10 protein-coding genes are annotated in these 12,080 nt (G+C 50.7%); 5 read left to right on the top strand and 5 right to left on the bottom strand.

What is annotated here, in order from left to right; translation table 11 throughout:
* Nucleotides 1-340 precede the first annotated feature (340 nt).
* Both OGY15_RS18630 and ansP read left to right on the top strand, forming a co-directional pair.
* On the top strand, nt 341-1,882 hold the full coding sequence (locus tag OGY15_RS18630) for a methyl-accepting chemotaxis protein (protein WP_286540579.1): 1,542 nt from the start codon (nt 341-343) through the stop codon (nt 1,880-1,882).
* Nucleotides 1,883-2,160: 278 nt separating this feature from the next.
* A complete protein-coding gene (gene ansP, locus OGY15_RS18625) occupies nt 2,161-3,603 on the top strand; it encodes an L-asparagine permease (protein WP_003833088.1) in 1,443 nt (480 codons plus the stop codon).
* Nucleotides 3,604-3,777: 174 nt separating this feature from the next.
* Here ansP and yncE read toward each other — a convergent pair whose 3' ends face one another.
* A complete protein-coding gene (gene yncE / locus OGY15_RS18620; protein WP_286540576.1) occupies nt 3,778-4,839 on the bottom strand; it encodes a 7-bladed beta-propeller protein YncE in 1,062 nt (353 codons plus the stop codon).
* Between the two features lie 258 nt (nt 4,840-5,097).
* Between yncE and pqqU the strand changes: the two genes are divergently transcribed.
* Nucleotides 5,098-7,218 (top strand): TonB-dependent receptor PqqU, encoded by a 2,121-nt coding sequence (gene pqqU, locus OGY15_RS18615; RefSeq protein WP_286540574.1) that lies wholly within the window; start codon nt 5,098-5,100, stop codon nt 7,216-7,218.
* Between the two features lie 30 nt (nt 7,219-7,248).
* Here the strand turns inward: pqqU and curA are convergent, their stop codons facing one another.
* Nucleotides 7,249-8,286, bottom strand: coding sequence for an NADPH-dependent curcumin/dihydrocurcumin reductase (curA, locus tag OGY15_RS18610; RefSeq protein ID WP_278237960.1), 1,038 nt, complete (start codon nt 8,284-8,286; stop codon nt 7,249-7,251).
* A 58-nt stretch (nt 8,287-8,344) separates the two neighbouring features.
* Entirely contained in the window at nt 8,345-8,920 is a 576-nt protein-coding gene (locus OGY15_RS18605; protein ID WP_286540571.1) for a helix-turn-helix domain-containing protein, read from the bottom strand.
* Nucleotides 8,921-8,957: 37 nt separating this feature from the next.
* On the opposite strand from OGY15_RS18605, the gene OGY15_RS18600 reads away from it, so the two are divergent.
* Both OGY15_RS18600 and OGY15_RS18595 read left to right on the top strand, forming a co-directional pair.
* Nucleotides 8,958-9,476 (top strand): GNAT family N-acetyltransferase, encoded by a 519-nt coding sequence (locus OGY15_RS18600; protein ID WP_187252395.1) that lies wholly within the window; start codon nt 8,958-8,960, stop codon nt 9,474-9,476.
* The gene (locus OGY15_RS18595; protein WP_151219271.1) at nt 9,473-9,922 is read left to right on the top strand and encodes a DMT family transporter; all 450 of its coding nucleotides are present in this window, start codon (nt 9,473-9,475) and stop codon (nt 9,920-9,922) included. The genes OGY15_RS18600 and OGY15_RS18595 overlap by 4 nt, the downstream gene beginning before the upstream one ends.
* 60 nt (nt 9,923-9,982) lie before the next feature.
* On the opposite strand, the gene OGY15_RS18590 is transcribed toward OGY15_RS18595, so the two are convergent.
* Nucleotides 9,983-10,216 (bottom strand): YdcY family protein, encoded by a 234-nt coding sequence (locus OGY15_RS18590; RefSeq protein WP_151219272.1) that lies wholly within the window; start codon nt 10,214-10,216, stop codon nt 9,983-9,985.
* 17 nt (nt 10,217-10,233) lie between these two features.
* Nucleotides 10,234-11,832 carry an ABC transporter substrate-binding protein gene (locus OGY15_RS18585; RefSeq protein ID WP_286540567.1) on the bottom strand — a complete coding sequence of 533 codons (1,599 nt, stop codon included), beginning with the start codon at nt 11,830-11,832 and terminating at the stop codon, nt 10,234-10,236.
* Nucleotides 11,833-12,080 lie beyond the last annotated feature (248 nt).

Raw genomic sequence — 12,080 nt, 5'->3', positions numbered from 1 at the left:
CTTGTATACGTACACTACAAAATATAATAGGGATGTTATCCGCCCTGTAAAAAAATATACTTTTGAGTTTGTTTTATTTCAACAGTAAGATAGCAGTTAATTTAACTTAGGTCAGGGCAAACCGCCTTTCGCGTTATATGTTTGTATTAATTGTTTAACTTTTATGACAACAAATGAATAGTTTAAATGGAAATTTTTATTTTAAGTACTTTCACAAAATTGATGATTAGTGGAGAATGCAGCGTTTCTTATTAAGACTTATTTAAAACAACTTTTAATATACCCTGGTTTCATTGCGGGGATTTTTTGTATGGATTTTACATACCATCATGGGGTCTCTATGAAAAGTAACACGCCCGTTACACAAATTGAGCACAGACTTAACGATAAAGCGACGCTGCTTTCTACGACGGATAAAGAAAGTCATATTACCTACGCCAACTCCGCATTTATTGATGCCAGCGGATTTAACGAACAGCAATTAATGGGCGAACCGCATAATATTATTCGCCACCCTGATATGCCTCCCGCGGCGTTCGCCGATATGTGGTACACGCTACAGCAGGGAGAGAGCTGGACAGGGATGGTGAAAAACCGTCGGCAGAATGGCGACCATTACTGGGTTCGCGCCAACGTTACACCGGTCTGGCAAAATGAAAAGCTCACTGGCTACATTTCGGTGCGTACCGTTCCTTCGCGTGATGAAATAACTCATAGTGAAAGCTTATACCAAAAAATTAATAGTCAGCAGTTTAAAGGCTTTCGGCTTTATAAAGGCATTATCATTCGTCGCGGCATAATGGCATGGGCTTCTATGTTTAAATGGCTGAGTATTAGCCAGCGCGTCAATTATTCTTTAGGAGTAGCCGCCCTGCTCACTTTGTTATTTCAGTTCGCCCCTATCAACCCATTTATTCAGGCGGGTGGGTTGTTAATATTATTTCTTATGCTTGCTATTTACCTTAAGTATCAAATTTGTCAGCCAGTTAATACGCTACTGACGCAAATGAAAAAAGTGGTATCCGGACGAAAACCTGATAACTGTCATTTAAATCGGGTGGATGAGATCGGAATGCTGATGCGGCTGGTTAATCAGTCCGGACTTAACCTGAATTCACTGGTCGATGACGTCAGTACGCAAATCTCCGGCATTCGCGCGATCAGTCAACGGGTATCAAAAGAAGGTACGGCGCTGCATAAACGCTCAGAAGAAACCTCAGCCGACCTGCAACAGACGGCTGCGGCCATTGAAGAAATTGGCAGTGCAGTACAGCAAACCGCTGAAACGGCGGCTCATACCATGACTATGGCCGATAAAACCAGCGCCAACGCTGCAGAAGGCGGCGATATCATGAAACAAACTATCGCCATGATGCAGGCGATATCGCGTGACAACGGGCAGATCGTTGACATCATTGGCGTCATCGACAGCATCGCTTTTCAGACCAATATTCTGGCGCTCAATGCCGCAGTTGAGGCGGCGCGCGCCGGGGAATCCGGCCGTGGTTTTGCCGTCGTGGCGGCAGAAGTACGAAATCTGGCGCAGCACTCAGCGTCCGCGGCAAAAGAGATCAAGCAACTTATCGAAAAAAACGTCGCTAACGTGAATAGCGGGGTCAAAATGGTGGAGCAAACTGAAACACATCTCACCGGGATGATTGGCGATGTACTGCAGATGTCGATGATGATCAAAGACATTAGTCTGGCCACCCGCGAGCAAACCCTGGCGTTGGATCTGATTAATGATTCGATTTCACGCGTTGGCACCATGACACACAATAACGCCGAGATGGTGGAACGTGTCACTGACGCGACTGCCGATCTGACCCAGCGTTCATCACGTTTACAGCAGGCCGTTCAGGTCTTTGGCGCATCGGCATAAACACGCCGCGCTTATCAGGTAAATGTCTTGATAAGCGCGCCTCTCCTTGTATTAACCCCCCTCTTTTTTATTGGCTGAATCGAGGCCACACCGCGCCAGCTATGGCTGTACAAAAATACTGAATTCTTGTTATCGGGGCTTTGCGGAACCGATCAATTGAATGTAGGATGCTCGGCCGGCTGTTTTCCCTCGTAACAGAATGAAGGGTAACGCTGTTTTCGCCGCAGCAGGTGCGGCAAAAAGGACGTTGAATTTTTGTCAGGTCAACAGGAAACGTAATGAACACAAACAACACGCAAGCCGCAGAGCAACATGCGGCGAAACGACGCTGGTTGAATGCTCACGAAGAGGGGTATCACAAAGCGATGGGCAATCGACAGGTGCAAATGATCGCCATTGGCGGCGCAATTGGTACCGGATTGTTTTTAGGCGCAGGCGCACGCTTGCAGATGGCCGGGCCTGCTTTGGCGCTGGTCTATCTGGTGTGCGGTATTTTTTCGTTCTTTATACTGCGCGCGCTCGGTGAACTGGTTTTACATCGCCCTTCCAGCGGCAGTTTTGTTTCCTATGCTCGTGAATTTTTAGGTGAGAAAGCCGCCTATGTGGCGGGCTGGATGTACTTCATCAACTGGGCAATGACCGGCATTGTCGATATCACCGCAGTGGCGCTGTATATGCATTACTGGGGCGCATTTGGCGATGTGCCGCAGTGGGTATTCGCCCTCGGCGCACTGGCCATTGTCGGCACCATGAACATGATCGGCGTGAAGTGGTTCGCAGAGATGGAGTTTTGGTTTGCACTGGTTAAAGTACTGGCGATTGTCATTTTTCTGGTGGTGGGGACCGTATTTTTAGGTACCGGAAAGCCGCTTGATGGTAACGCCACGGGCTTTCACCTGATTACCGACAACGGCGGATTCTTCCCGCATGGCCTGCTGCCAGCGCTGGTACTTGTACAGGGTGTGGTTTTTGCGTTTGCCTCTATTGAACTGGTGGGCACTGCCGCCGGTGAATGCAAAGATCCGCAAACGATGGTGCCAAAAGCAATCAATAGCGTTATCTGGCGTATTGGTCTGTTTTATGTGGGTTCTGTCGTGCTGCTGGTTCTGTTACTACCATGGAACGCCTATCAGGCAGGACAAAGCCCGTTTGTCACCTTCTTCTCCAAACTGGGTGTGCCGTACATCGGCAGTATCATGAATATTGTGGTGCTCACTGCGGCGCTTTCCAGCCTTAACTCCGGGCTGTATTGCACCGGGCGTATTTTACGTTCCATGTCGATGGGCGGATCTGCGCCGAAGTTTATGGCGAAAATGAGCCGTCAACAGGTACCCTGGGCTGGGATCCTCGCCACGCTGGTCGTGTATGTCGTTGGCGTATTCCTGAACTATCTGGTTCCATCGCAGGTGTTTGAGATTGTGCTGAACTTCGCATCGCTGGGCATTATTGCGTCGTGGGGATTTATTATGGTCTGTCAGATGCGTCTGCGCCGGGCCATCAAAGAAGGCAAAACGGCAGATGTCAGCTTCAAACTGCCGGGCGCACCGTTTACCTCCTGGTTAACGCTGCTGTTCCTGCTGAGCGTGCTGGTACTGATGGCGTTTGACTATCCGAACGGTACTTATACCATCGCATCATTACCGCTGATAGCCATCCTGCTGGTTGCGGGTTGGTTTGGTGTACGTAAGCGCGTTGCTGAAATTCACCGCACTGCGCCGTAATGACAAAAGGCCTGACAGGTTAATCCTTCAGGCCTTCTTTTTTAGTTAGTTTCAATCAACTGCGCGACGTCATTGCTGTTAATTCCCCGCGCATTCCCGTCTTTTTATCCAGCTTTGACGAGGCGTATCGTAGGGTTTGGAGAAATGATCGGAGGGGTTTCCCCCTCCGGTTAATTACAGCGCAATACGAATAACATCGTCCGGCTGGGTAGCTTCCTGTTCGCGTGTAGACTTCTGCTTCACGCTGACGTACAGGGTTTTACCATCGGCGGAGAGCGCCAGGCTGTTCGGGAATGTTGGGGTATCAAACGTTTTGACGACTTTATAACTTTTCGCGTCGATCACGCTGACTTTTCCGGCCTGACGATGGGTCACGTAGGCTTCGTTACGCACCGGGTTGAACAGCACGGCCAGGGATTCCGGCGCGGCGACTTTAGCCAGTACGTTACCATTACGGGTGTCGACTACCAGCACTTCTGCCGCTTTAGAGTCGGTGACAAATGCACGGTTACCCGCCGTGTCCAGGCTCAGGTTGATGAAGAAATGCTCTTTGCCATCATCCAGCAGCTTTTTGCGAATGAGAATTTTGTTGGTGGTGGTATCGATGGTAATGAATTCACCGTCTGCATTGGCCGTATACAGGCGCTTAGCGTTGCTGTCGACCGCCAGAGCGGTGCTCATTTTGCCAGTATTTTGAATGGTGTCCTTCAGTTTAATGGCATCACCGTCCACCACCCAAATCACGCTCTCTTTACCAATACCGCTAATGTATACCGTGTTCGTGGCGTCATCTGCGGCCAGTTCACGCGGCTGCAGCGGGCGAACATCTTCAGAACGCTTACGCGCATCCAGCACCAGACGCCCTTTCACTGTGCCCGTTTTGGCATCCATCGCCGTTACCGCGCTATTTACCGTGTTGCCGAACCACAGCGTTTGCGTGGCGTTGTTAATGGTGGCACCAAACGGTTTGAGATCGTTATGAATAACCTGAGTCACTTCGAGGGTGACTGGATCAAGACGATAAACCACCCCGCCGACATCCAGTTTGCGGCTCTGCGAGGTTGCCAGCCACAGTGCGTTCTCTTGTTGGCTGTACGCCATTTCATAGGCGCCTTTACCCACGGCTTTGCGCAGTAGTTCTTCTGCAGCCTGCGTAGTAAAAGATGATGCAACGAGCAGTGAACCTAACAGTAATGAACCACGCAGACGCGGTGAAAACAGATGACGTAAAGACATGACGACTCCCTTTGAAAAATTCGTTTGTTACTGCTTCACATAGCTTCAATGCGCAAAATCATAGTTTTGCTTTGTAGTAATGAGAATAGTAATCATTATTCATCTCAAAGTGGAGCACTTATTCACATATTGACTACAATCGTTTTGGTTGTCCGGTTATTTACCGCAATTCAACAGCGCTAAATTTCATCTTTTATAAAAATATTCACATGATTACCGCCGATTTTACGGCGTAAACATCATTTACTGGCCTTGTTCATGACGATTTTTTCAGCTCGCTTTATTGCATTTCCTGTTTCATTACTGTCTTTCCTGCTCTCCCCATGTGCTGTGGCAGAAAGTGAGATCAACGATCAAACGCTGATCGTGAGCGCGACGCCGCAATCCGTTTCTGAGCTGGACACCCCAGCCGCCGTCAGCGTCGTTAACGGCGAAGATATGCGTCTGGCAACGCCGCGAATTAATTTGTCTGAATCCCTGACTAGTGTCCCAGGGCTACAGGTGCAAAATCGGCAGAACTACGCCCAGGATCTACAGTTGTCGATTCGCGGATTTGGTTCGCGAACCACGTATGGCATCCGCGGTATTCGTTTGTACGTCGACGGGATCCCGGCAACGATGCCGGATGGACAGGGTCAAACCTCCAATATTGATATCAGCAGCGTACAAAATATTGAGGTTTTACGTGGCCCCTTCTCGGCTTTGTATGGCAATGCCTCCGGCGGGGTGATGAATGTCAGCACTGAAACGGGTCATGAACCGCCAACCATTGAAGCCAGCAGTTATTACGGCAGCTTTGGCACCTGGCGCTACGGGTTAAAAGCAACGGGCGCGCTGGGTGATGGTACTCAACGAGGGGATGTGGATTACACCGTTTCAACAACCCGGTTTACCACCCACGGATATCGCGATCGCAGTAGTGCGCAAAAAAGTCTGGCCAATGCCAAACTGGGCGTGCGCATAGATGATGCGAGCAAACTGACACTGATTTTCAATAGTGTAGACAGCAAGGCCGACGATCCCGGCGGTCTTACCGAGTCGGAATGGCAGTCTAATCCGCAGCAATCGCCTCGCGCAGAGCAATTTAATACGCGAAAAACCATCAAGCAGACCCAGGCGGGATTGCGATATGAACGCCAGCTTAGCGCGCAGGATGATATCAGTATCATGACCTACGCGGGGGAACGTGAGACCACGCAGTACCAGTCGATCCCAATGGCCCCTCAGTTAAAACCGTCTCACGCCGGAGGCGTCATTACCCTGCAGCGTCATTATCAAGGGATAGATAACCGTTGGACTCACCGTGGTGAGCTGGGCATACCCGTGACCTTCACTACCGGTCTGAATTATGAATACATGAGCGAAAACCGGAAAGGCTACAACAACTTTCGCCTTGATGAAGGCGTGCCGGAGTATGGCCAGAAAGGCGACTTACGACGTAACGAGCGTAATCTGATGTGGAATCTCGATCCCTATCTGCAAACCCAGTGGCAATTAACGCAGAAGCTTTCGCTGGATGCAGGCCTTCGCTACAGTTCGGTGTGGTTTGATTCTAACGATCGCTATATTACCCCAGGTAACGGAGATGACAGCGGTGACGCCAGCTATCACCAGTGGTTACCTGCCGGGTCGTTAAAATACGCCATCACTGATGCCTGGAACGTTTACCTGGCTGCGGGACGTGGGTTCGAAACACCGACCATCAATGAATTGTCTTACCGCGCTGATGGTCAAAGTGGGATGAATTTTGACCTTCAGCCTGCAACAAATGATACCGTTGAAATTGGCAGTAAAACGCGTATCGGTGACGGATTGTTTACCGCCGCCCTGTTCCAGACCAACACGGATGACGAAATCGTCGTTGACAGTAGCAGCGGTGGAAGGACGACCTATAAAAACGCCGGTAAAACCCGCCGTCAGGGCGCCGAGTTAGCCTGGGACCAACGTTTTGCAGGAAACTGGCGCGTAAAAGCGGCATGGACCTGGCTTGACGCAACTTATCGCAGCAACGTCTGTGGCGATCAAAACTGCAACGGCAACCGACTGCCCGGCATAGCGCAAAACATGGGATTTGCGTCACTGGGCTACGTGCCTGATGAAGGTTGGTATGCGGGAACAGAAGTTCGTTATATGGGCAACATTATGGCCAATGATGAAAATACAGCGAAAGCCCCGTCCTATACCGTTGTTGGTTTGAATACCGGTTATAAATTTTATTACAGCAGTCTCATGATCGACCTGTTCACTCGGGTGGATAATCTGTTCGATAAAACTTATGTCGGCTCGGTGATTGTGAATGAGTCAAACGGCAGATACTACGAACCGGCGCCAGGACGAAACTACGGTTTAGGAATTAATCTGGCATGGCGTTTTGAGTAAAACTGGCGGGAATGACTCCCGCCCTCCGATTTACGCATCGTCGGTAAGACGAATAACCACCTTGCCAAAGTTTTTGCCGGTCAGCAGGCCGATAAAGGTCTGCGGCGCATTTTCCAGACCGTCGGTGATTTGCTCGCGGTAATGGATTTTGCCCTCTTTAACCCAACGTCCCATCTCGCGCTGAAACTCCTGAATGCGGTGACCATAATCCTGACCAATGATAAAGCCCTGCATGCGGATACGCTTTTTCAGCAGCGTTGCCATCAGCAAAGGTAATCTGTCCGGTCCGGCAGGGAGCGATGTGGCGTTGTAACCGCTGACCAGTCCGCAAAGCGGAATGCGCGCAGACGTGTTGAGTAACGGCAGGACAGCGTCAAATACCTTTCCGCCGACGTTTTCATAGTAAATATCGATCCCCTGTGGACAGGCTTTTGCCAGCTGTTGCGCGAAATCTTGTGCGTGGTGATCGAGACAGACATCAAAACCCAGTACTTCGGTGGCATGGCGGCATTTTTCAGCGCCGCCTGCAACGCCGATCACCCGGCAACCTTTGAGCTTACCTATCTGTCCTACCGTTGCGCCAACCGGGCCTGTCGCGGCTGCCACAACCAGCGTTTCTCCCGCTTTCGGCTGACCGATATCGAGCAGCCCCATATAGGCGGTAAAACCTGGCATACCCATAACGCCCAGTGCCCAGGAGGGATGCTCGGGGTTATCGCCAAGTTTCACCAGCCCGTTCCCATCGGAGATGTCATAGTCCTGCCATCCGCTGTAGCTCAGCACCCACTCGCCAGGCTGATAGTCAGGATGATTAGATGACACTACGCGACTTACGGTACCGCCAACCATAACGCCGCCAATCTCAACCGGTGCGGAGTAAGACGGTTCATCGCTCATGCGTCCACGCATATAGGGATCGAGAGAAAGAAAAACAGTGCGCAGTAAAATCTGACCTTCACCCGGCGTTGCAACCTCATCTTCTTCAAGACGGAAGTTGTCCGTAACTGGCGCGCCATGCGGGCGGGAAGCCAGTACCCAGCGGCGATTACGATTAGTCTGTTGACCCATGATGTGCTCCTCTGCTTTTGGCATGAATCCATCAATAGTAGCAGCCCGGACCTGCCATTTAGCTGATGCCGGGGTTTAACCGCACAACCAGGTAAACGCAGGGTTGTGTAGTTTCATTGATAAACCGACAGTCATTTGGTGGGCCAAGCTCCAGGCAATCGCCCGCCTGCATTTCATGTCGCACGTCCCCCTCCACAAAGACTAACTCCCCTTGCTGGAGCCAGATAAGCTGTCTGGCCTGCACATAAGAAGAGGCTGGCATCGGAATATCGCTGCCGGCAGGCAATTCTATCTGCACCAGATCAATCGGCAGATCGCTGCGCGGTGAAACATGGCGGCGTAAATAATGGCTTTGCGGGTCGTGCCAGACGGGCTGGTCAGCGAAGCGCAGCAGCTTACCCTCCTGCATTTCGGCCCGCGCAATCAGCATAGACATGCTGATACCAAAGGCGCCGGAGAGCCTGCCCAGCAGCGTGGCCGTTGGGCTGCTTTCACCGCGTTCTATTTTATGGATCATCGCCCGCGACACGCCCGCGCGCTCGGCAAGTTCCGTCAGTGACCAGCCGCGAGATTCCCGCTCAATGCGAATTCTTGCCGCGATCCGTTGATTTATGCTGTCTTCAATAGTATTCATATTGTAATACTATAGTGAACAAGCCTTGAGGTTCAACATGTCAATTCGATTTGCCAGCAAAGAAGACTGTGCAGCTATTGCCGAAATCTACAACCACGCGGTACTGCATACGGCGGCTATCTGGAACGATCAAACGGTCGATGCCGAAAACCGTATTTCCTGGTACGAAGCCCGCCAGTTGATGGGGTATCCGGTGCTGGTAAGTGAAGATAATGGCGTGGTTACGGGATATGCCTCCTTTGGCGACTGGCGTAACTTTGATGGATTTCGCCATACCGTTGAACATTCGGTGTATGTCCATCCTGAGCATCAGGGAAAGGGCCTGGGACGAGCGCTGCTTAGCAGACTGATAGAAGAAGCTCGTGTATGCGGCAAGCATGTGATGGTGGCCGGTATTGAGTCTCAGAATCAGGCGTCTTTGCATCTGCACAGCACGCTGGGTTTTAAAACTACCGCGCAAATGCCGCAGGTTGGCACCAAATTTGGCCGCTGGCTGGATCTGACCTTCATGCAGTTGCAGTTAGACGATCGTCGCGAACCGGATGCCGGCAGATGAACCAGACGCTGACCCTCTCCTTTCTGATTGCGGCGGGTATTGGTCTGGTGGTGCAAAATACCTTGATGGTGCGCATTACGCAGACATCCTCGACGATCCTCATCGCCATGTTATTGAACTCGCTGGTCGGGATCGTATTATTTGTCAGCATATTGTGGTTTAAGCAAGGCGCGGCAGGATTTGCAGAGCTGGTCTCCAGCGTACGTTGGTGGACGCTAATCCCCGGCTTGCTGGGATCGTTCTTCGTTTTTGCCAGTATCAGCGGATATCAAAATGTGGGCGCAGCGACGACTATCGCGGTGCTGGTCGCCAGCCAGTTAATTGGCGGGTTGGTACTGGATATTTTGCGCAGCCACGGCGTGCCGCTGCGGGCGCTGGTGGGGCCAGTTTGTGGTGCGGTGCTGCTGGTCGTCGGGGCCTGGTTGGTGGCGCGACGCTCATTTTAATTGCGCTTATCCGACCTACAGAATGTGCCTGTAGGCCGGATAAATTCCGGCAAGGAAATATCAAAGAATAGAGCCGCCTTTGGTCAACTGTTCGCGACGGGCTTCCATATCTTCTTTATGCTGACGGCCATGATGTGCGATCGCTGTACGCAAACGCTGTTGCTGGGTGTAGCGATCTTCCCGGCTCAGCACGTCATCATCGCTGAGTTCAATCAGCAATTCATTCATATGCGTAATGACGCTCTCTTCAATGGCGGCATCAACCCGTGCGCTAACCTCATCCAGATGCGACATAACCTCTCCTTAACTCATTAATTTAACTTCGCTTTCGAAAAATCACTGCCCATCAGGCTCACGCTGTATCCGCTGACATTACTGCGTGTCGCGTAGAACGTTTTACCGTTCGCCAGCGCAATCCACGGTGCCTGCTGATAGAAAATCTCTTGTGACTGCTGGTAAAGCGCGGCGCGTTCTTCAGGTTTGCTCACCAGTTTCGCCTTTTCAACCAGCGAATTATACGCTTTATCGCACCAGCGCGCGGCATTAGATCCGGTTTTAATGCTGTCGCAGCCCAGCAGTACATCGGCGAAGTTATCCGGATCGCCGTTGTCCGACATCCAACCGAACAAAGCGGTGTCATGCTCACCTTTACGCATTCCAGAAAGATATTCGCCCCACTCGTAGGACACAATTTTCGCCTTCACGCCAACTTTTGCCCAGTCGCTCTGGATCATCTCGGCAATCCGTCGGGAGTTCGGGTTGTACGGACGCTGAACAGGCATTGACCACAGTGTCGCTTCAAAACCGTTTTCCAGCCCCGCCTGTTTCAGCAGTTCTTTCGCTTTTTGCGGGTCGTATGTGTAATCCTGCAGATCTTTATTGAACCCCAGCATATTCGGCGGAATCGGTGATTTTGCCACCGTACCAGAACCTAAAAAGACAGCGTTAATAATGGCCTTTTTATCCGTTGCGTAGTTCAGAGCCTGACGCACCAGCACGTTATCAAACGGTTTTTTCTCGGTGTTAAACGCCAGATATCCAACGTTCAACGCGTCAACCGAATGCAGCGTCAAATCTTTATTCTTTTTAATCTCGTCAAACTGTACGGGCGCTGGTGCCGGGATTATCTGGCATTCATTGGTTTGCAGTTTTGCGAGCCGCGTCTGAACGTTCGGCGTGATTGAGAAGATCAGGTGTTTTGTCGGGACCGCACCATCCCAGTAGTTCGGGTTGGCGAGATAACGGATTTGCGAATCCTGCTTGTACTGCTGCAACACGTAAGGCCCGGTGCCAATTGGCCAGTTATCAACGTTTTCCGGGGCGCCTTTTTTCAGCATCGCGTCGGCATATTCCGCTGAAAGAATGGAGGCGAAATCCATTCCCCAGTCGGCAAGAAACGCGGCGTTAGGTTCATTCAGAACAAACTGAACGTGATAATCATCGAGCTTCTTCACTTCTTTAATCAGTTTATCCAGACCGACATCGTTAAAGTATTCGTAGCTTCCCTGAGAAACCTTGTGGTACGGATGATCGGCATCTTTCTGCCTTAATACCGAGAAAATCACGTCATCAGCATTGAAGTCGCGCGTCGGTTTAAAGAATTTATTGCTGTTGAATTTTACACCCTGACGCAGGGTAAAGGTGTAGATCTTACCGTCCGGCGAAATCGTCCAGTCCGTCGCCAGAGACGGTACCGGCGTATTTTTTACCGGGTCGAAGTTGATGAGTCGGTTATACAGCACTTGTGAACTGGCCACAAACGACGGGCCTGAGCTGGCGATTTGCGGGTTAAATGACTCAGGCGACGCTTCAGAGCAGTAGATGATAGTGTCAGTATTGGCCGCCAATGCAGCGCCTGACGGTATGACAGCGCTGAGCGTCAGCGCGAGTAACGTTTTCCTTGCAATCATGGTTATAAGCCTTCTTATTTTATTATTAACCGTGATATCAGAGCATAGCTGACAAAAACTGACCAATAACGAATCACTATCAGGTTATTCTAATCCGGTGTATTTCGCTGAATAATCCATCACCCTAAGCGAATTAATTTCCCTTAAGTCTTTTTCTAAACGTCAAGATTTTTCCCGGCACTCTATGCCATGAAAATTAGCCCCTTTTTGCCTCTCTTTCACCGTTTGCTCGTTTTTATAAAACGTAA

This window comes from Citrobacter sp. Cu231, from assembly GCF_030332265.1.
GTDB classification, from domain to species: domain Bacteria; phylum Pseudomonadota; class Gammaproteobacteria; order Enterobacterales; family Enterobacteriaceae; genus Citrobacter; species Citrobacter meridianamericanus.
The sequence above is the reverse complement of the archived record's forward strand: the minus strand, read 5'-3'. Positions and strand labels throughout refer to the sequence as shown.